We start from the raw sequence: 19,950 nt of genomic DNA, 5'->3' as shown, positions 1-19,950 counted from the left end.
GGGGATACCCAGAGATGGTTTCTTCAGCTTCCAAACCTAAGGATTCAGTTCAGAGGCGAAGTAGTGATCCAGTCAGTTGGTATCTTGCGACTATTGGACGAATTCCTCTTTTAACTCCTGCCGAGGAAATTGAGTTAGGGAATCAAGTGCAGTTGATGATGACCCTGACAGAGGATGATTCAATACCTGATAACAGCCAGAAATTAAGCTCTAAGCAGAAAAGAATGGTTCGAATTGGGCGTCGAGCAAAAGAAAGGATGATGAAAGCAAATCTTAGGTTGGTAGTTAGTGTTGCTAAGAAATATCAAGGTAAAGGCCTCGAGCTCCTTGATCTCATTCAGGAGGGCTCTTTAGGGCTTGAAAGAGCTGTTGAAAAGTTTGACCCTACAAGAGGCTATAAATTCTCAACATATGCTTTTTGGTGGATACGTCAAAGCATGACACGAGCAATTGCTTGTCAGTCTCGAACTATTAGGTTGCCAGTCCATCTAAGTGAAAGGCTTACCACCATAAGAAAAGTAAGTCTTGATTTGGCTCACAAATTAGGAGCGATGCCAAACCGTCAGGAAATCGCAGAAGAAATGGATATGCCTTTAGAGGAACTTGACTCTCTTTTACGGCAAGCACTTACAACTAGCAGTCTTGATGCTCCTGTCAATGGGGATGAGGGCAGAAGCTTTTTAGGTGATCTTATTGCCGACTCGTCTTTGGATGAACCTTTGGAAATTGTTGAACAGCGAATACATCAGGAACAGTTAGGAAGATGGCTGGCCCATCTCAGCGAGCAAGAACAACATGTTTTGAAATTGAGATTTGGTTTAGAGGGCAATGAGAGACATACCCTTGCTGAGATTGGAAGACATTTGTCCGTATCACGAGAAAGAGTTCGTCAGGTTGAATTAAAAGCCTTGCGCAAATTGCGTAATCTCACTAGAAAATTACCTGGTGGCATTTAACTTCTAAGAAAAAGCGTTTTAACTTCTCAAAGTCTCAATCTTTGCAGAATTTTATTGCTCTTCCGCCCATATATATTTTGTTAGATCTTCACTACTAGGTTCAGGAGCATTAAGAGCAAACTCAATTGCGTCAGTTACTTCATTGTCTATTTCTTTTTCGATTGCTCTCAACTCTTCAGAGCTAGCTAAAGATCTTTCAATAAGATCTTTTTCGAGAGTTTTCAATGGATCTCTCTCAGCCCAAAATTGTTTTTCTTCTTGTTGACGGAGCTCATCAGGGTCTGCAAGAGAGTGTCCTCTGAACCTATAAGTAAGGCACTCAAGAAGTGTGGGGCCCTCTCCATCCCTGGCTCTTTTAATTGCTCTTTCTGCAGCGGCTCTAACAGCAAGAACATCCATTCCATTAACCTCCTCTCCTGCCATTCCAAATGAATTAGCTTTTCTCCAAATCTCTGGCTCGCTGGTGGCACGATCATGCGCCATGCCAATTGCCCATTTGTTGTTCTCAACAACAAACAGGATGGGCAACTTCCAAAGTTGCGCCATGTTTAGACACTCGAAAAATTGGCCGTTGTTACAGGTCCCATCTCCAAAGAAAGCTGCTGTAACAGCATCACTATTTTTGTCACCAAGAGCGTCTTTTTTGTATCTGCTCGTAAAGGCTGCCCCAACAGCAACAGGAATACCTTCACCAATAAAAGCGTATCCGCCTAAGAGATGATGCTCTTTTGAAAAAAGATGCATAGACCCTCCACGACCTTTGCTGCAGCCTGTCTCTTTGCCAAATAGCTCGCTCATTACTTCGCGAGCAGGCACTCCAGCACTTAGTGCATGTACATGATCTCTGTAAGTGCTGCAAAACCAATCGTGCTTTTTCTTCATCGCTCCAATTACCCCTGAGCTAACAGCTTCTTGTCCGTTATAAAGATGAACAAAGCCAAACATTTTTCCTCGGTAATACATTTCTGCGCATTTATCTTCAAATCTTCTGCCCAGAGTCATGTCTCTGAAGATTTCAAGGCCGGTTCCTTTGTCAATATCTGCTTGTTCATTTGTGGCAAGCCCTGACAGGCGTTCAGCATGCTCTCCGGCGCCTAAACCCTTGTCTAGAGGCTTGATTGTTGGGCTTTTGGCTTCGTTAGTCATGATAGATTTCCGAGCACTTGATTTAAGACTGTAAGGTCCTGTTGAGTATAAATGGGCAAAACCCCTCTCTCTGTCTAGAGTTTTATCTCAATAGCTTTGACAAGGTTGGAACTCCCGATAGATCATTTCCGATTGCTAGGCGTGAGTCCATCTGCAGAGGCAGAGGCTGTACTCAGAGCTTTGCAGGTTCGTTTAGATCATTCCCCCGAAGAGGCCTTTACTAGAGAGGCCCTTACGCAAAGAGCTGATCTTTTGAGATTATCAGCTGATTTGCTAGCAGATAAAGAACGCCGTGAGGATTATGAGTCTGCGTTGCTTGGTGGAGCATTAGGACTTGAGCTTTCTTCAAATAAAGAGATCGGCGGCCTGATTTTGTTGTTGGAGGCTAATGCTGCCTATGAGGCCTTTAAATTGGCTTCCGATGCATTGCAGCCTCCCCAAGCCCCTGCCTTGGGGAGTAGTAGAGAAGCAGATCTAACTCTTTTAGCATCACTAGCTTGTAGAGCTGCCTCCTTACAAGAGCAAGAAGATAGGCATTATGAGTCTGCTGCAGAGCTTTTGCGCGAAGGTATAAAGCTTTTACAGAGGATGGGAAAGCTGCCCGATCAGCGAAAATTATTTAAGGAAGAGCTAAATGCTCTTTTGCCATATCGAATACTTGATTTAGTGAGTAGGGACCTTGGCGAACAATCCCTTAGGAAAGAGGGCTTGAAGCTTTTAAATGATTTTGTTTTACAAAGAGGAGGTCTTGAGGGAGGGAGAGGATTCAAAGATCAATCTGGGTTAGAACAAGCTGAATTTGAGATTTTCTTTCAGCAAATTCGAGGGTTTCTTACTGCTCAGGAACAAATAGACCTTTATACCCATTGGAAGAAAAAAGGTTCTAAAGATGCAGAAATCCTTTGTGTATTGTCTCTTGCTGCAGCTGGATTCTCTTGTAGGAAACCAGAACGAGTTTGGGAGGCACGCAAAAATCTTGAGCGTCTGAATCTTGATGGCGTTGATTCTTTGCCTTTGCTTGGCTCTCTTGATCTTTTACTAGCAGATGTTGACTCTGCTAGTAATCGTTTTCTTGCTAGCCCAGATAGTGTTTTGCAGGATTGGTTGAAAAATTACCCTACCGATAAACTTGCAGCATTTTGTGATTATTGTCGGGATTGGCTCAGAAGGGATGTCCTCCCGGGGTATAGGGATGTCAATGCCAACTCTGTTGATTTAGAAGCTTGGTTTGCTGATAGAGATGTGCAGGAGTTTGTTGAGAGATTGGATCGCAAAGGGGTCCGGGGCAAGGCGTTTTCTTTTTTGTCTTCAATAACTCCTGATGTTTTCCCCTCTTCAATTACAGAAGCTGAGGAACAGAGTTTAAAAGAAGTTTCTGAAGACTTAGAGAAAGAAGCCCCTGAAGAGACCGTGAAAAATATCTCCTCAGACTTGTCTGGCAAGGAGACAAATTCATTTCCTGTTTTTAGGGCTATGCAAGGGGGGTTAAAAGAATCCTTTAGGAATCTCTATTTAATGAGGAGAGGAATACGATTAGGGGTGTTCTTTTTAATTGCATTTATGGGCATTTCTGGTGCTTTTGCACTTCTTTCTCAACGATATAGATTTTCGAACTTTCAAATGCAACAATTGCCAAGATCACAGGATGCGAGTAAGGAAAATCTTTTAGAAGAAGACAAAAATGATATTAAATTGCGTGAGAAATCAATTAAGGAAAACCTTGATTTTAAGCTTTTAACTATAGATAAGCCTAACAAGAAGCAACTTCGCACTTTAATTGAATCATGGCTAATAGGCAAATCTTCTATTTTGGCTGGAAATGAAGATATTCTTCTTTCAAGAGTCGCCAGACCCAATCTTGTAAAGAGAGTCAAGGAGCAAAGAAAAAAAGATTTAAAAGCATCTAATAAGCAGGATATTAGAGCTAAAATTATCTCTTTAAAAATTGTAAGTAGGACCTCACGTCGTATTGAGATAGCTACTGTTATTGCTTATACTGATAAAAAATATAATTCTAAAGGAAGAATAATTTCAGAGACTAATATACCCAAACTTAATGTTACTTACATCCTAGGCAAAGATCCAGATGCTTGGCGCATGCAAGCCTACCTTAGCGGTGGTTGATTAAAACTATGGCTAAAGTTAATCTCTAATACTGTTTTATTGAAAATCTACCTTAATTGACTTTATGTTTGATGAACTGTCAGCCCGTTTTGAAGATGCCGTAAAAAGTCTTCGAGGCCAGGCTTCTATAAGTGAAGACAACATTGAGCAAGCGTTGAAGGATGTTAGGCGTGCTCTCCTAGAAGCTGATGTCAGCTTGCCAGTTGCAAAGGAGTTTGTTGATGAGGTTCGTGAAAAGGCCTTTGGTGTTGAGGTCGTTAGAGGTGTTAGTCCTGATCAAAAATTTATTCAAGTTGTTCATGAGCAGTTAGTTGAGGTTATGGGGGGAGACAATGCTCCTCTTGCGATAGCTGATTCTTCTCCAACGGTTGTTCTTATGGCCGGGTTGCAGGGGGCAGGTAAGACGACCGCTACTGCAAAGTTAGGTCTTTATTTGAGGGATCAAGGTAAAAGAACTTTGATGATTGCGGCAGATGTTTACAGGCCAGCTGCAATTGATCAGTTGAAAACCCTTGGGAAGCAGATAAATGTTGAAGTTTTCTCTTTAGGGGCGGATGCCAGTCCGGAGGATATTGCTGCTGCTGGCCTAGCGAAAGCAAGGGAGGAATCAATTGACACAGTCCTTGTTGACACTGCTGGGCGCCTTCAAATTGACGATGAAATGATGGAGGAGATGGTCCGCATTCGTTCTGCTGTCAACCCCGATGAGGTTTTGTTGGTAGTGGATTCGATGATTGGCCAGGAGGCGGCTGATCTAACAAAGGCTTTTCATGAAAAGGTAGGAATTACTGGTGCTGTTTTAACGAAGCTTGATGGCGACTCGAGAGGTGGAGCAGCCCTTTCTATAAGGAAAATCAGTGGAAAGCCAATCAAGTTCATTGGTACTGGAGAAAAGGTTGAGGCTTTGGAGGCTTTTCATCCACAACGGATGGCAAGTCGGATCCTTGGGATGGGAGATGTACTTACTTTGGTTGAGAAAGCACAGAAGGAGGTTGAGATTGCTGATGTTGAGAAGATGCAAAAGAAGCTGGAAGAGGCAACTTTTGACTTTTCTGATTTTTTAAAACAGATGCGCTTAATAAAAAGGATGGGTTCACTAGGTGGCTTAATGAAAATGATTCCTGGAATGAATAAAATTGATGATGGAATGCTTAAGCAAGGAGAAGAGCAGTTCAAGCGGATAGAGGCAATGATTGGTTCTATGACTCCTAAAGAAAGAGTTCAGCCAGAGCTTTTAGCAGCACAACCATCAAGACGGAGGCGAGTTGCCTTGGGGAGTGGATATGCCCCGGCAGATGTTGACAAAGTCCTAGCTGATTTCCAAAAAATGCGGGGGTTTATGCAGCAAATGTCTCGGGGGCAGGGAATGCCAGGAATGCCAGGAATGCCAGGAATGCCTGGAATGCCTGGAGGTATGGGTGAGATGGCAGGTATGCGAGGCATGCCTAACCCTTCCAGAAGTGGTCAAGGGGGACCATTAAAACGACAACGGCCATTGAAGAAAAAGAAGGGTTTTGGTGATTTGTGAACCGCTACCAGCTATTGTGAATCTTGGTACAGGTTCGAAAAACTCTTGTGCCGATTTTCAATATCTAAAATTAAGAACCAAAATGATCAAGCTCCGCCTCAAGCGGTTTGGGAAGAAACGGGAAGCGAGTTTCCGTTTAGTGTCTTGTAACAGCACGTCTAGGAGAGATGGTCGTCCTCTTGAGGAGTTAGGTTTTTATAACCCTCGAACAAAAGAAACCAGGTTAGATACTGAGGCTTTGAGGACTCGTTTAAGCCAAGGAGCTCAGCCAACAGATGCTGTTAGGGCTTTGCTTGAGAAAGGGGGCCTTTTAGAAAAACGAGTTCGCAAAGCTGAGATAGTTGGTAAGGCTAAGCAAGAACTTGCTAGAAAGATGGCTGCAAATCAGGCCTCTAAAGAAAAGGCTTCTAAACCCTCTGATGAAAAAGTTGAACAGGCAGTTGAAGCTTCAGCCGAAGAAACTAAAGAGTCCTGAAGATATCAATGAAGGGAGCTTCCTCTGAAGGTCGCTTCGTAATCGATCTACCCGATTCTGATGCTGCTCTTGCTTTAGCAGGGGTTGGCAATCAGACGCTCCATTCAATAGAAGCTTTGACAGGTGCTTCTTTAGTAATTAGAGGCCTTGAGTTAGTTGTAGCTGGCTTGCCTACACAATTGGAAAAGGCTGTAGGAGTGCTTGAACTGATAAGGCCGTTGTGGCAAGAAGGTCAGATTATTTCTTCTGTTGATCTTCAGGCGGCATTTAAAGCTTTTGACAAGGGCTACAAGGAGGACCATGCATCTTTAAGTGATCATATTTTAGTAAGGAGCAAACGTGGAATTCACCTCAGGCCGAAGACCATTCGTCAGAAGGCTTATATAAAAGCTATGGAGACTCATGATTTGACATTTGGGATTGGTCCTGCGGGTACAGGTAAGACCTTTTTAGCAGCAGTTTTAGCGGTAAGAATGCTTATGGAAAGGAAGGTAGAACGTTTGGTCCTTACTCGCCCTGCAGTTGAGGCGGGTGAAAGATTGGGCTTTTTGCCAGGGGATTTACAACAGAAGGTAGACCCTTATTTACGTCCTTTATACGACTCCTTTCATACTCTTTTGGGAATGGAAAAAACAAATGCCTTATTAGAAAAAGGTGTGATTGAAGTTGCCCCTCTTGCTTACATGCGTGGTAGGACTCTAGAAAATTCTTTTGTGATACTTGATGAGGCGCAGAACACTACTTCCGCTCAAATGAAAATGTTTCTTACTCGACTTGGAGAAAGGTCTCGAATGGTTGTAACAGGAGATATAACCCAGATTGATCTTCCTGGGGGAGTTTTAAGTGGTTTAGTGGAAGCTTGTGATGTACTTGAGAAAACTGATGGGATAGCAATCTCTAGGCTTACGGCAGAGGATGTTGTAAGGCATAGCATTGTGCAAAAAGTTGTTGATGCATATGCTCGAAAGGACTCATAATAGGGAGATCCGCACAAAACAAAACAAGCAGAAAGTAGTTTTTCCTGCCAAAGTGATTAAGTCATGATATCTGGTGAGTTATGCCAGCAAGCAGTAATTTTCAGCAGGCAATCCGAGAGGCACAATCGAGTGCCCTTGTAGGACCAAATGTAGTTAATAAGGCTCTTCCTTATGTAGGAGGGGGCATGATTATGACTGCCGGTGGAGTGATCGGCGGTCTTTCCTTGCAGGTCAGCAACCCTGGGCTTTTTATGCCTCTATTTTGGGTTGCTTTAATTGGAAATCTAATTCTTTTCTTTGTGGCACAGAATGTTGCCATGAAGGCAAATAACAGTACAGCACTTCCTTTGTTAACAGCTTATAGCTTGATTACTGGATTTACTCTTAGCGGAATTGTTGCTATTGCGATTGGATCTGCAGGTATGGGATCTGTTGGTACTGCAGCACTTGCTACTGGAATCACTTTCGCAATTGCCTCCGTAGTTGGAAGGAAGATGAGTGACAGTGTTGGCCAAGCACTATCTGGGGTTGTTGGTCTTGGTTTGATTGGTTTGATAATTGCAATGTTGGTTCAGATAGTTGGAGGGTTTTTTGCTCCAGGGATGTTTGGTGGAAGTGGATTCGAACTTATGATTGCAGGCTTCGGAACTGTTCTTTTTGTGGGAATGTCTTTTGTAGATTTCTACACAATGCCTCGAACCTATAGGGATGATCAGTATCTTGCAGGTGCTTTAGGAATGTATCTCACCTATATCAATTTATTTATATTTATCTTGCGGTTGATGATTGCCCTTCAAGGAGGCGGACGTAGAGATTAAGACTTTTATTTTTAATTAATTGCTTGCAACTGAATAGATACTTAAAGCGATTGCTTCCTTTTGTTCATTATCGTAGTCCCATTTCTCAAGGAATTTATTGTCTTCTTTTTGCCCTTTCCCTTGAGTAGCTTTCAGAATCTTTTCTAATCGAGACTTGACTTCGTTCGGTTCAAGCAATTTAAGTAGTTCTTTGCATCTGGCAGTTACTCTTTCTGACTTGCTTTGTAATTCCTGGTCAAAATTTCTTTGGTGAACTAAAGCCATTGCACTACTCATTGCAAGATTTTTTACTGTTATGTCTACAACTTTCTCTCCAGAGCTACGAAGTTGTATGACAATTGGTTCTGGGAGCCTATCAAGGAGTGGAGAGTCTATTGAAAGAGCTATAGCAAAGAAACCTCTCATGCCATTATGAGTTTCTATTAGTTCAGCAATCCTGTCCGCAAGAACCTCGTCACTTAATTCGCCTACTTCCCAGGCTTTAATCCAGAGGGCTGAAAATTCAATTGCTTGTTGGAAACTGGGTTTAGATTTGGTCATGGCTTATAGGTATTGTTGTTGGCACGCTATTGATATGAGTATTCCATAAGGCTATGGCCTTTTTTCAATCGACTCCTCCAAATCATCGTTCAGGGTTTGTAGCTCTTATTGGTAGGCCTAACGTCGGTAAGTCAACTTTAGTCAATTGCCTTATAGGCGAGAAGGTTGCGATCACATCACCGGTAGCTCAAACAACTAGGAATCGCCTTAAGGCAATACTCACAACTTCTGACTCACAGATAGTATTTGTAGATACTCCTGGCATACATAAACCACATCACTTATTAGGTGAAAGACTCGTTAAGAGTGCACGTTCAACTATTGGCGAAGTCGATCTTATTGTCCTTATGTTTGATGGCTCCGAACTTCCCGGAAAAGGAGATGCATTCATAGTCGATTTACTTAAAAGACAAAAATTGCCAGTGTTGGCTGTTTTGAATAAGTGGGATCTTGTCTCAGAAAAAGAAAGAAGTAATTTTTTTGATTTCTATCAAAGAATCATGTCAGATACCTCATGGCCTATTTACATTTGCAGTGCAGTTCAAGGAGATGGATGTAAAGAAGTGATAAATGCAATCTCAAAGAAACTTCCTATTGGACCACAGCTTTATCCTCCAGATATGATCTCAGATCAGCCAGAAAATCTTTTGCTTGCAGAACTAATAAGAGAACAGGTCTTACTACACACTAGAGAGGAAATCCCGCATAGTGTTGCAGTGAAGATAGAACGGGTTGAAGATATTCGAAGAAAGAATACTAATAAAGGCAAACCAGAACACACAGGTGTTTTGGCAACGGTTTTTGTTGAGCGCAAAAGCCAGAAGGGCATTTTGATAGGAAAGGGGGGTTCGATGTTGAAAGCTATTGGTAAAGCAGCTAGGTTACAGATGCAGAATCTGATTAATGGACCTGTTTATTTGGAATTATTTGTAAAAATAGTTCCAGCTTGGCGAAGCAAGGCTTCTCTTTTGTCAGAGCTTGGTTACAAGGAGGTTTGATAAGGTATTAATTGCTTCCCATCTTTTAGGGTGATTTGAAACTTGCTACTCTTTTTAATTGTAATTTTAGGCTTAGATTTTTTGTATTATTAGTTTTTCAAAGCTTCATTACTTTGACTATGGAGTCTTAAAGGGTATGCAGCCTTATCGAGTTGATGTGATAAGTCTCTTCCCACAAGCTTTTGATATGTTGAGTGGGCTTGGTGTAATAGGAAGGGCTTTTCAATCAAATCTTGTTGAAATCTTCACTCACAATCCCAGGGATTTCTCAAAAGACAGTTATCGAAAGGTAGATGACGAGCCTTATGGTGGGGGAGTAGGCATGGTTCTTAAACCGGAGCCTATCTACAATGCCTTTGAGTCAATCCCATTAAATACACGATCAAGAAAAATTTTGTTAACTCCCCAAGGGAACAAATTAGTTCATGCCGATTTAAAGCGATGGGCCGATAAATATGAACAGTTGATATTGATATGTGGGAATTATGAGGGCTTTGATGAACGGATTAGAGATCTTGCTGACGAAGAGATTTCGATAGGAGACTTTGTTCTTACAGGTGGGGAGATTCCTGCACTGGTAATTATCAATGGTGTAGTGAGATTACTACCTGGAACTGTTGGTTCGCCGGAATCTTTGTTAGATGAAAGTCATAACGCAGGTTTGTTAGATCATCCGCATTACACAAGGCCTGCAGAATTCCGTGGAAAACGTGTTCCTGATGTTTTAAGAAGTGGGGATCATTCTGCAATTTCTAGTTGGAGACAGAATCAGCGGGAAATAAGGACAAAGATTCGTCGCCCGGAACTTTATAGAGCTTGGAAAGAAAGACAAAACTCTGCTTTTATATCGAGAATGGATTTATCAGGTGTAAAACTTTTGGATTTTCGAGTTGGCAACGGTTACGACATTCATCGGTTAGTTGCTGGACGACCATTAATCCTTGGCGGAGTCTTGCTAGAACATCCAGAAGGCTTAGGTTTAGATGGCCACAGTGATGCAGATGTTCTTGTACATGCAGTAATGGATGCTTTGCTTGGAGCACTAGCCCTTGGTGACATTGGAAAGTATTTCCCCCCTGAGGACCCGATGTGGAAGGGGGCTGACAGTTTGGAGCTTTTAGAAAAGGTTGCAGTGCTTATAGATGAAAGAGGTTGGAAGGTAGTGAATATTGATGCGGTTGTTGTTGCAGAGCGGCCAAAACTTAAGCCTCATATTGACTTTATGAGGCTTAATCTTGCTAAAAGACTTGAGTTAGACATTGGTTCGGTTGGGGTAAAGGCAACTACAAATGAACTCCTTGGCGCAGAGGGACGTGAGGAAGGAATTAGTTCACAGGCAGTAGCCTTACTAGCGCGCAAATGAGATTTAGTTCTGCTATGACAAAAATATTGCCTAAGCTTTTAATCTTGTTTTCTCTTTTACTTAGTGTTTTGATGATTGATTTTTTAAACGTTAGTGAGGCATACGCAAGGATGAATGAGGACGTCATTGTTGAGCATTTGCGGCTTAGCGTTCCTTCGGAGAAACGCGAGGCTTGGTTAAAGGCTGAAAAGGATTCTTGGGAGCCATGGTTAGCGAAAAAGCAAGGTTTCCTTGGACGGCAGTTGTTTTGGGATGATCAGAATGAACAAGCAGTTTTACTAATTAGTTGGGCAAGCCGTGAGGAATGGAAATCAATTCCTAAATCAGAGATAGATCAGATACAGGAAGATTTTGAGGCTTTAGCGAAAGATCTCACAAGAGATTTAAAGGGGAACCCTTTCCCCCTACTTTTTGAAGGTGAACTATTGCCTCAGTGACTTATCAAGAAGCAAGGATTGATTTTGAACGTCTTTCTCGATTGGGAATGATTGAGGCTGTTTGGGGGGAACATAAGACCTCTGATCAGATAGTGGCTATTTTGCGCAGTTTTAAAGCTGAAGGACAAGCAGCTCTTGTCACTCGAGTTGATAGAAATAAGGCTGATATTGTTTTAGAAGCAATTGATTTTAGTGGAGTTCAATTTCACTCAGAAGCCCGTTGCTTAACCTTAGGTTCACCGTATGAAAAGAATTCAACATTCGGCGAGGTAATAGTTTTAAGTGGTGGAACTAGTGATTTGCCTGTAGCTGCTGAAGCGGGGTTGGCATTGCGATGGCATGGCATAAAAACAGAGCTTATTTTGGATGTAGGTGTTGCTTACTTACAAAGACTTCTTTCCCAGCTGGAACGATTAAAGGCCGCTAAAGTTTTGATCGCATGTGCTGGCATGGAAGGTTCTTTGCCAACTGTTTTAGCTGGATTAGTAGCTCAGCCTGTAATAGGAGTTCCAATTTCTGTGGGTTATGGAGTTAGTGCTGGAGGAAGAGCCGCTCTTGAAGGAATGCTTTCAAGTTGCTCACCGGGATTAGTTGTGGTGAATATTGATAATGGATATGGTGCAGCAATGGCAGCTTTGCGTATTTTGCAGTTGGAATAGAGACTAAACCTATTTATTTAGCTGGGTTTAGTTTCGCAATATGCTTGAGTTTTTATTTGATTTAATTTCTAGCAACTGCTCTACCCAAAGCATCATTGATTTGGGTAATCGGCCCTGCTCATACCTCGCCATAGCTTCCATTAATACTGGGGTATTAACCCATTGCAAAACTCTTTGTCTCATTCTGTTCCTTTTTTATTGAACGAAACTTGGTGTAATTATTTCCTTTGCGCAAGGGGGAGCTTAGAGATTTAACTTGTTTCGTTGTATTTGTTGCCAAGTCTTGATAGCTCGTTGCTGTGGTTTTGTGATTCAACGTCTAGGAGTCTATTTACAAGTTCAGAAAGATCACGATGAGCTAACTCACCATTTGACTCCCATTTCATGGAGCGAGGTTCAGTAGGCGAGTAATCAGGCAAGGGAAGCTGTAGGTTTATTGTCATGTCAAGATATCTGTGTTGATGCCAAGATTTTGCTCATGTTGCACAATCTTGGCGAAAGATTTCATTAAGATTTTGGGATGAGGTGGCTTTTGTAGGGCTGATCTACTTCATAAATGCTCGAGATTTGGATAAGAAGTCAATAATTCTTCAGACGTAAGTTTGTCTCCGATTCCTTCGGGTTGCCAAATAACCTCAAGTGCAATTAGGTCAGAGGATGGGGTGGATCCAAGGATTTGTAATGCTTCTTTTAATTTTTCGCTTGAATTTTCTGTTTTGATTTCAGTTGAACTTTTGCAAGCGGCCAAAATTGTTACGACTATGAACTCGTTAGTGGCATCTGCCTCACCTGCTAATTCTTCGGGAGAAATTTCTTTATTGAGTTCACCAGAAAAGTTGGAGGTTATTTCTGCACTTAATTTGCTTCTTTCAGTAAGTGATAAACGGTTAAAGGTATTTTCAGCAGAGTTGTAAGGGACTTTTCCAGTTTCTGTATTTGCATAGACCCATAGATGAGGCTGACGAAGAAGAGAAAGGGTTGTGTTTTGAAGAACTCTTTGCAAGCCATCGGGATTATTAGTATCCGCTTGTTCAGCCAGTGTTCGAAGCTCCTGCTGTAAGTTTTTGGCAGTAGCTAAAAGCCCTACTTGCATTTGAATAATTGTCACTGGAGCAGTGACATTTTGGTTCAGAGAGTTTGTTTGATTAATTGACTGATATGAATTGTTTCCGCCCTTAAGCGCATTAATTAAGACTCCCACAATTGCCATGAGAATAAAAAAACCAAAAAGGCCACCGCCTCCGAAGAAAAATGGAAATATAAATGGGAAGCCAATGCCCCCTCCTCGATAACCTCCTCCATATCCCCCTCCATATCCCCCGCGATAACCTCCACCGCCTCTATAGCCTCCTGTTTGTGGCATGGATGGAGCTCGAAAACTTCCTCCACCAATCCGTCCACCTTTAGCTGCGTTACTTGGTTGAGGATAGATGAGTAAAAGAGCAGTTAGAACAATGGGTATTAGAAAGGCTGAGAGAAGACGTTTGATCATTTTTGCTGATTTGAATTCGGATAATCGATGCAATTCCTTTCTCCTAATTACCAAGACTTTAGGAACCGCCTCCAACTATTGTGACGATTTCAATGACGTCGCCTTCTTTTAGCCCCTGACTTTCCCATTGATCAGATCTAAGGATCGATCCATTTAATTCAACCACTACAGTTCGAGGGTCGTGACCTATTCGGTTAATTAAATTGGAAAGGTTTTCTTGTTGAAGCTGAAGGGACTTTGTTTCACCATTTATCTGTAATTTCATTGAAGGGCTTCTAAAAGTTCCAAGGTTGCCCTTGAGGGGTCGTCTGCGGTCATTATCGCAGCGCAAACGGCTATTCGTTTTGCTCCTACAGTAACCAGCTCTTGAATATTAGTGGTATTAATTCCACCAATTGCAAACCAAGGTAGATGAGCTCTTGAAGAGGCTTCCCTTATAACGTCAATCCCTTGACTGTTTAAACCCGGTTTTGTTTGGCTTTTATTAACAGGCCCCACTCCTAGATAATCGCAACCTGCTTCCTCTGCTAATTGAAGTTCTTTAAGAGAGTGCGTGCTAAGTCCTATTAGCTTTTCATTGCCAAGTAATTGTCTTGCAAACTGAATTGGGATGTCATTTTGCCCTAGGTGTACACCATCAGCCCCTACCGCAAGGGCAATGTCAACTCTGTCATTGACTATAAAAAGAGCGTCATGTTTCCGACAAAGCTTTATTAGCCTTCTTGCTTCAGAAAGTTTTGTCAAATCGTCGGCTTCTTTTGTTCGATATTGAACCATTCTTACTCCTGAATTTAGTCCTTTCTCAATAGTCTCTAATAGGTTTTGGCTGGGAGAGGTGATTAAACAAAGCTTGCATTTGGCTAGTTTCTTGTAACGTTTCTCTTTGTCAGAGCAACTAAAGATTTTTAGTTCAACTTCATAAATTCCGTAACGTATATCACTGGCAACTTTTGACAGTAAAGGGTTTGATGTACGAGTGAACTCTTCAAGAACTCTCATTGCTTCTTGCACTCTTGAACAGTTTGCGGCAACTACTTGTAGAGGTGCCAACCTTTTCTCTTGAGATGGGTGAGTAAGTCCTATTCCTGGATCTGACAAAGGCGAACGAGCCTTTTTATAAGAGTCTTGATGATTTAAACCTAGTTGATGACGCCAATCTCTAAGTTTGACAAGAAGCTCTTTATTCTTCAGTCCAAAACGACACCACTCTTCAATAACTCGCAAACCTTCTCTACCTCTATCAAGGTTAGCGTCTATGAGTTGTTCGATACGTTGATCTACAAGTGGTTCCTTAGACATTGATTTCATGCCAGGCTTGGAAAGAACGATCGCTTGGAAGGTTCATGGAGAACAGTGATTCACAGAGCCTCATAAATTTGTTTATTTGGGGAATAGTTTTGATTGGTGGGATTGGAGCGTTCATTGTTTGGGGATTGGGGAATGCATATCCTTCAGCGGGATGAGCAATTCCCGTTTATATCCTTAAATGTCTAAGAGCCACTTCAGCATCTAGGCCAATTTGTGAACTCAAATCTTCCATGCTTTCAAAGCGTTTTTGATCTCTAAGTTTTTTTATAGGTTGAATTGTTAGGTTTTCTCCTAATAAATCTTTTTTTTGGTTTAAGAGGTGAACTTCCACAGCGGATGGTGAGCAAGGGTCAACAGTAGGTTGAGGACCAAGGTTAATAACAGCAGGCAGTGGCTCTTTGGTTTTGTTGATCCATGCAAAGGCCGCATAAACACCAAGACAGGGGAGGAATTTGCGGCCATCAACTTGCAAGTTTGCAGTTGGCCATCCGATTTTGCTGCCTAAACCACGTCCTTGAACAACTCTTCCAGTCAATTTATATGGCCGACCCATAAGACTTTTTGCTCTCTTTAGATTCCCCTCAGCTAGGGCTTTACGTATGCGACTACTACTCATACGACCTTCTTTATCTTTAAGTATTGGCATTACTAAAATTTCAACTCCAGAGGTCTTGCCAAGTTCCCTAAGTGTATTGACGTCCCCTTCCCGATTGTGACCAAAACGGAAGTTGGCACCGACAGCAATACGACGAGCATTGAGAGTCTGTATAAGCATTTCATGGAAGAAATCTTCAGCTCTCACTGAGGCAAGCCCTAGATTAAAAGGTACAAGAATTAATTGCTTGACACCCAGAGGAGATAAAAGAGAAGTTTTTTCGCTAGGTAAGTCCAATCTCAGTCTTGGTTCTGAATAGAGTATTTCTCTGGGGTGAGGCCAGAAACTCACCACACTAGGTATCCCCGGGGCATCATTTACAACGACTTCTATCACTTTTCGATGACCTGCGTGAAGGCCGTCGAAGCTCCCTAACGCAAGGGACGTTGGGGTTTTTGCTTGTTTGGGAGAGCAGAGAGGTATCACTAGTTGCGTGCAGACTCCTGACATTGATGGCAAGTTTGGACGAGTGTCGTTAAATCCTTCATGGCTGACCGATTGGACTTTCAGCTTCTTTCCCGGGGGTTACGCCGAATGGGCTGGATTCGTTTTTGGGTACAGCTAACCCTTGGTGTAGTTGTTGTGGGTGTTTTGATTTTTAATAACATTGGAGGGCGTTTGGCTCGAAATTCTGAACGGGCATTGGGATTGGGACCTGGTTTGTCCCTTACCACTTTGGCGTTCTTTGTACTTCTTTATAGCCTTTGGCAGGGTTGGTTGATAGTTCGTACAGGAAGAGCACTTGATAGTGGGGTAAGGCCTAGCAGGGGAGAAACTAGTCGCTTATTAAAGCGCGGAGTAATTGTTGATTTACTTGGGTTGGTTTTTTCTTCGATTGGTTATCAGTCTTTAGCAGGAAGTCTTTTTGTACAAGCTTCATTACAGGCTCCTGGTTTTTTTGGTTCGCCGATGGGGGGGAATTCAGGGACCAGTCTTGTGGGATATCCCATCACCTCTATAGAAATGCTTTCTGTCTTAAGCAATACGCAAGTTTTATTTGCGCATCTCATAGGATTAATTCTGTCCCTTTGGCTTTTGCAAAGAATTTATCGAACAGGTTGATTCACTGGTTTTATTTCAGGAAGATCTTCGATCAAGCCTCGCCAAAAAAGGTCTGGTTGGATTGGGGTTAAGGAGGGAGCATTTGCTTCTATTTGAGCTACATCACTAGGCCATTTTTTTGGACCATCGCCGGCAGATTCTAAATCTTTCACGAGTTCTCCAGCGAGCCAGAAATATGTGCTTCCTCTAGGGTCTTGACGTTTACAAAATTGTTCCTCATATCGCCTGATTGATAGTCTTGTCCAACTTAGTGGGCCCATTTTCTCAGGATCACAAGGTGGGACATTTAGATTCAGAAGTAAGCTGCTAGGCCATTTGCTTATTAATGCCTTTTCAGCAATCTCTAAGGCGATTCTTGATGCGCCCCTGAAATCTTGCCATTGATAGCATGCGATGCTTACTGCCATTGATGGCAACCCTTCAAGTGTTCCTTCCATAGCGGCTGCGACAGTTCCTGAGCAAAAAATGTCGGTACCGAGATTCGGCCCATGATTTATTCCCGAGAGAACTAGATCAGGTTTTGTTTTAAGAAGTTCGGAAAGTGCAAGCTTTATACAGTCAGCAGGTGTCCCACTACAACTCCAAGAAACAATTCCATCAGGGAAAAACTCATTAGCTTTTTCCACACGGATTGGGTTTTGTAGAGTTAGGCCATGTCCTGTTGCAGATCTTTCTTTATCAGGTGCTACTACTGTGACCTCATGCCCATTGTTGATTGCTGCAGAGGCAAGTGTTCTGATTCCTAAAGAAGATACCCCGTCATCATTGCTTATTAGAATTTTCATCTGCTTAATTGCATAAAGGAGCTGCTTGTTTCTCGGTAGTTTTCTGATGGGTGTTTAAAGTATTTCATCTTGAGATAGTTGTTTTGAAATTCGAAAATTCCCTTACACAACTTACTGACCAGTTGGAGTTATTGGAGGCAGAAGCTGCATTAGAAATCGATGCTGCAAAAGATTCTGTCTCTCTTGAGAAAATAAGAGTAGGTCTTCTGGGGAAGAAAGGTCGTTTGTCAAGTGTTTTAGGAGCAATGGCAAGTCTGTCTAACCAAGAAAGGCCAATAGTGGGACAAAGAGCAAATTTGTTAAAAAAGCATTTGCAAACCTTGCTCTCTGAACGTCTTGAGCTGTTAAAAGCTCAGGCGATGACTGAAAGGCTTGAATCTGAGACGTTAGATGTAACTGCAACTCCTACTGGCATCCCATTTGGGCATAGACACCCTTTAATAACTACAACTGAAAATATTGTTGATTTATTCTGTGGTTTGGGTTATTCAGTTGCTGAAGGACCTGAAATTGAAACAGATGAGTACAACTTTACTGCTTTAAATATTCCTGAAGATCATCCTGCACGTGATATGCAGGATACATTTTATTTGGGTGCAGAAAGATTATTGAGAACACATACTTCCCCTGTGCAGATTAGATATTTGAAAGAGAATCGGCCGCCAGTGCGGATAGTCGCTCCTGGAAGGGTTTACAGGAGAGATGCTGTTGATGCAACACATTCGCCTGTGTTTCATCAGGTTGAAGTTTTAGCAATTGATGAAGGCTTGGACTTTAGTCATTTGAGAGGAACTGTGATGGCATTTCTAACAGCCTTTTTTGGTGATTTGCCTGTTCGCTTTCGTGCAAGTTATTTCCCTTTTACTGAGCCTTCTGCAGAGGTAGATGTTCAATGGCGGGGTAGATGGTTGGAGGTTATGGGTTGCGGAATGGTTGACCCTGCGGTTTTGGAAGGTCTAGGACTTGACCCAGAAAGGTGGAGTGGTTTTGCAGCTGGTCTTGGTGTTGAACGTTTTTGTATGGTTCGTCATGGTATAGATGACATTCGACGTTTTTATACGAGTGATCTTCGATTCTTAGAGCAGTTTTAGGCCTTGTTGAGGAGACCTAGATAAAGTTGAAAATTTTTTGAATTGTTCTGCTCCAAAAGTGAAGACTTTTTATTAATATGGGCTTGTAGTTTATTTAATGCGATCGGTGCCACGAATTGGACTGATCGTAAATGACAGCAAGGAGATAGCCGCAAAGGTTGCTAATACTATTCAGTCAAGATTTGAAAATGCTGGTCATACAGTCATAAGAGCTAGTAGTGCTGGTGGACTTGTTGGTTTTGCAAATCCAGATCAGCATATGCGAATGCTTGGTTACAACGCTTGTGTTCCAAATGGCTTTGACTCGTCAATGGCTTTGGCAATTGTTCTGGGAGGAGACGGAACTGTCCTTTCGGCAGCCAGACAGACTGCACCTTTGCAAGTTCCAATGCTTACCATAAATACAGGTCATCTTGGGTTCTTAGCTGAAGCATATTTGGCTGATTTAGATAATGCTTTAGATCAAGTCCTAGAAATGAATTGGAGTGTTGAGACTCGTTCAAGTTTAGTTGTAAGTGTTTTTAGGGGTGAGCAAAGGCGTTGGGAAGCGCTTTCTCTAAATGAGATGGCTTTACATAGGGAACCTTTGACCAGTATGTGTCATTTTGAAATAGCTATCGGTCGCCACGCTCCGGTGGATATTTCAGCTGATGGTGTAATCCTTTCTACTCCAACTGGATCAACAGCTTATGCATTAAGTGCAGGGGGACCGGTAATAACGCCTGATTGTCCAGTGCTTCAGTTGGCTCCAATTGCGCCCCACTCTTTGGCTTCTAGGGCACTTGTTTTTAGCGATAAGGAACCAGTGACGATTTTTCCTGCGACTCCAGAAAGGTTAATGATGGTAGTTGATGGAAGTGCAGGTTGTTATGTCTGGCCAGAGGACAGAGTTTTGATACGTAGAAGTGATCATCCAGTTAAATTTGTAAGGCTTGCTGATCATGAGTTTTTCCAAGTCTTAAGAAATAAACTTGGCTGGGGGCTCCCTCATGTGGCAAAGCCAGATAAGCAATGAAGCAAAAAAAAATATACTCCGATAGAATTTTTAAATATGTTTTTCTTTCACTTTTTGTCTTTTTAGGTCTTATTCTTAAAGGAGATTGTCATGAGAATCAACAAATAGATCCTCAATATTTGCCTTTTGAGGCAGAATTATGCACTTTAAAGGGAGAATGTATTTACTTAGAGTTAGCAGACACTTTTGAAGAGCAATATATAGGTTTAATGAAACGAAAGGAATTGCTTAAATTAAGAGGCATGTTTTTTCTATTTAATCCTCCAAGACAAGTGAAATTTTGGATGTATAAAACACTTTTTCCTTTGGATATGATTTTTCTTTCTGATGGAAAGGTTGTTGCACTAGAACATGCTGTTCCTGTGTGCTCTTCTTTGCCTTGCGAAACATATGGACCTGAAAGTGTTGTTGATGGCGTTATAGAACTGGCCTCTGGCGAAGCAAAACGCCTAGATATTCGTATAGGTGACTCCCTTGTTATCAATGCAATTCCGAAATTTTTTGAATTTTAAATAAACAAA

The 19,950-nt window shown here is 42.0% G+C and carries 23 protein-coding genes; 14 read left to right on the top strand and 9 right to left on the bottom strand.

The genetic code is table 11. The features are described from left to right. Positions 1-14: 14 nt before the first annotated feature. A complete protein-coding gene (locus tag SOI84_RS03240; protein WP_320674979.1) occupies positions 15-956 on the top strand; it encodes an RpoD/SigA family RNA polymerase sigma factor in 942 nt (313 codons plus the stop codon). A 51-nt stretch (positions 957-1,007) separates the two neighbouring features. Here SOI84_RS03240 and pdhA read toward each other — a convergent pair whose 3' ends face one another. Further along, the gene (pdhA, locus tag SOI84_RS03235) at positions 1,008-2,102 is read right to left on the bottom strand and encodes a pyruvate dehydrogenase (acetyl-transferring) E1 component subunit alpha (protein ID WP_320674978.1); all 1,095 of its coding nucleotides are present in this window, start codon (positions 2,100-2,102) and stop codon (positions 1,008-1,010) included. Positions 2,103-2,243: 141 nt separating this feature from the next. Between pdhA and SOI84_RS03230 the strand changes: the two genes are divergently transcribed. The 5 genes from SOI84_RS03230 to SOI84_RS03210 all read left to right on the top strand — a co-directional run bounded on the left by SOI84_RS03230 (position 2,244) and on the right by SOI84_RS03210 (position 8,024). Further along, positions 2,244-4,226 (top strand): IMS domain-containing protein, encoded by a 1,983-nt coding sequence (locus SOI84_RS03230; protein ID WP_320674977.1) that lies wholly within the window; start codon positions 2,244-2,246, stop codon positions 4,224-4,226. Positions 4,227-4,290: 64 nt separating this feature from the next. Further along, positions 4,291-5,754 carry a signal recognition particle protein gene (gene ffh, locus SOI84_RS03225; protein WP_320674976.1) on the top strand — a complete coding sequence of 488 codons (1,464 nt, stop codon included), beginning with the start codon at positions 4,291-4,293 and terminating at the stop codon, positions 5,752-5,754. 82 nt (positions 5,755-5,836) lie between these two features. After that, complete coding sequence (rpsP, locus tag SOI84_RS03220; protein ID WP_320674975.1) at positions 5,837-6,229, top strand: 30S ribosomal protein S16; 393 nt, start codon at positions 5,837-5,839, stop codon at positions 6,227-6,229. A gap of 8 nt (positions 6,230-6,237) precedes the next feature. After that, entirely contained in the window at positions 6,238-7,206 is a 969-nt protein-coding gene (locus tag SOI84_RS03215; protein WP_320674974.1) for a PhoH family protein, read from the top strand. An 80-nt stretch (positions 7,207-7,286) separates the two neighbouring features. Continuing rightward, a complete protein-coding gene (locus SOI84_RS03210) occupies positions 7,287-8,024 on the top strand; it encodes a Bax inhibitor-1 family protein (RefSeq protein ID WP_320674973.1) in 738 nt (245 codons plus the stop codon). Positions 8,025-8,039: 15 nt separating this feature from the next. Here the strand turns inward: SOI84_RS03210 and SOI84_RS03205 are convergent, their stop codons facing one another. Further along, positions 8,040-8,564 carry a hypothetical protein gene (locus SOI84_RS03205; protein ID WP_320674972.1) on the bottom strand — a complete coding sequence of 175 codons (525 nt, stop codon included), beginning with the start codon at positions 8,562-8,564 and terminating at the stop codon, positions 8,040-8,042. Positions 8,565-8,617: 53 nt separating this feature from the next. Here SOI84_RS03205 and era point away from each other — a divergent pair, with 53 nt between their 5' ends. The 4 genes from era (at position 8,618) to larB (ending at position 12,021) form a co-directional block, all read left to right on the top strand. Continuing rightward, on the top strand, positions 8,618-9,562 hold the full coding sequence (gene era, locus SOI84_RS03200; RefSeq protein ID WP_320674971.1) for a GTPase Era: 945 nt from the start codon (positions 8,618-8,620) through the stop codon (positions 9,560-9,562). 136 nt (positions 9,563-9,698) lie between these two features. Next, positions 9,699-10,925: a tRNA (guanosine(37)-N1)-methyltransferase TrmD gene (gene trmD, locus SOI84_RS03195; protein ID WP_320674970.1), complete on the top strand. Its 1,227-nt coding sequence runs from the start codon at positions 9,699-9,701 to the stop codon at positions 10,923-10,925. Then, positions 10,922-11,362 carry a TIGR03792 family protein gene (locus tag SOI84_RS03190; RefSeq protein ID WP_320674969.1) on the top strand — a complete coding sequence of 147 codons (441 nt, stop codon included), beginning with the start codon at positions 10,922-10,924 and terminating at the stop codon, positions 11,360-11,362. The genes trmD and SOI84_RS03190 overlap by 4 nt, the downstream gene beginning before the upstream one ends. After that, on the top strand, positions 11,359-12,021 hold the full coding sequence (gene larB / locus SOI84_RS03185; RefSeq protein WP_320674968.1) for a nickel pincer cofactor biosynthesis protein LarB: 663 nt from the start codon (positions 11,359-11,361) through the stop codon (positions 12,019-12,021). Before SOI84_RS03190 ends, larB begins: the two co-directional genes overlap by 4 nt. Before the next feature lie 27 nt (positions 12,022-12,048). Here larB and SOI84_RS03180 read toward each other — a convergent pair whose 3' ends face one another. The 6 genes from SOI84_RS03180 to SOI84_RS03155 form a co-directional block, all read right to left on the bottom strand. Further along, on the bottom strand, positions 12,049-12,204 hold the full coding sequence (locus SOI84_RS03180) for a hypothetical protein (RefSeq protein WP_320674967.1): 156 nt from the start codon (positions 12,202-12,204) through the stop codon (positions 12,049-12,051). 68 nt (positions 12,205-12,272) lie between these two features. Further along, complete coding sequence (locus SOI84_RS03175; protein WP_320675495.1) at positions 12,273-12,464, bottom strand: hypothetical protein; 192 nt, start codon at positions 12,462-12,464, stop codon at positions 12,273-12,275. Between the two features lie 107 nt (positions 12,465-12,571). Continuing rightward, the gene (locus tag SOI84_RS03170) at positions 12,572-13,513 is read right to left on the bottom strand and encodes a DUF1517 domain-containing protein (RefSeq protein ID WP_320674966.1); all 942 of its coding nucleotides are present in this window, start codon (positions 13,511-13,513) and stop codon (positions 12,572-12,574) included. Positions 13,514-13,571: 58 nt separating this feature from the next. Further along, a complete protein-coding gene (gene thiS / locus SOI84_RS03165; protein ID WP_320674964.1) occupies positions 13,572-13,778 on the bottom strand; it encodes a sulfur carrier protein ThiS in 207 nt (68 codons plus the stop codon). Next, positions 13,775-14,821 (bottom strand): thiamine phosphate synthase, encoded by a 1,047-nt coding sequence (locus tag SOI84_RS03160; RefSeq protein ID WP_320674963.1) that lies wholly within the window; start codon positions 14,819-14,821, stop codon positions 13,775-13,777. The genes thiS and SOI84_RS03160 overlap by 4 nt, the downstream gene beginning before the upstream one ends. A gap of 166 nt (positions 14,822-14,987) precedes the next feature. Further along, a complete protein-coding gene (locus SOI84_RS03155) occupies positions 14,988-15,926 on the bottom strand; it encodes a bifunctional riboflavin kinase/FAD synthetase (RefSeq protein ID WP_320675337.1) in 939 nt (312 codons plus the stop codon). Between the two features lie 36 nt (positions 15,927-15,962). Between SOI84_RS03155 and SOI84_RS03150 the strand changes: the two genes are divergently transcribed. After that, positions 15,963-16,538 carry a DUF3611 family protein gene (locus tag SOI84_RS03150; RefSeq protein ID WP_320674962.1) on the top strand — a complete coding sequence of 192 codons (576 nt, stop codon included), beginning with the start codon at positions 15,963-15,965 and terminating at the stop codon, positions 16,536-16,538. Here SOI84_RS03150 and surE read toward each other — a convergent pair. Next, positions 16,523-17,332 carry a 5'/3'-nucleotidase SurE gene (gene surE, locus SOI84_RS03145; protein WP_320675335.1) on the bottom strand — a complete coding sequence of 270 codons (810 nt, stop codon included), beginning with the start codon at positions 17,330-17,332 and terminating at the stop codon, positions 16,523-16,525. The genes SOI84_RS03150 and surE overlap by 16 nt on opposite strands. 74 nt (positions 17,333-17,406) lie before the next feature. Between surE and pheS the strand changes: the two genes are divergently transcribed. The 3 genes from pheS (at position 17,407) to SOI84_RS03130 (ending at position 19,941) form a co-directional block, all read left to right on the top strand. After that, a complete protein-coding gene (pheS, locus tag SOI84_RS03140; RefSeq protein WP_320674961.1) occupies positions 17,407-18,414 on the top strand; it encodes a phenylalanine--tRNA ligase subunit alpha in 1,008 nt (335 codons plus the stop codon). 106 nt (positions 18,415-18,520) lie between these two features. Further along, positions 18,521-19,429, top strand: a complete 909-nt coding sequence (locus tag SOI84_RS03135) for an NAD(+) kinase (protein ID WP_320675334.1) — start codon at positions 18,521-18,523, stop codon at positions 19,427-19,429. Continuing rightward, complete coding sequence (locus SOI84_RS03130; RefSeq protein WP_320674960.1) at positions 19,426-19,941, top strand: DUF192 domain-containing protein; 516 nt, start codon at positions 19,426-19,428, stop codon at positions 19,939-19,941. Before SOI84_RS03135 ends, SOI84_RS03130 begins: the two co-directional genes overlap by 4 nt. Positions 19,942-19,950: the final 9 nt, after the last annotated feature.

Source organism: Prochlorococcus sp. MIT 1341, from assembly GCF_034092415.1.
Taxonomy (GTDB): domain Bacteria; phylum Cyanobacteriota; class Cyanobacteriia; order PCC-6307; family Cyanobiaceae; genus AG-363-P08.
This window is presented reverse-complemented; position numbering and strand designations above follow the sequence as displayed.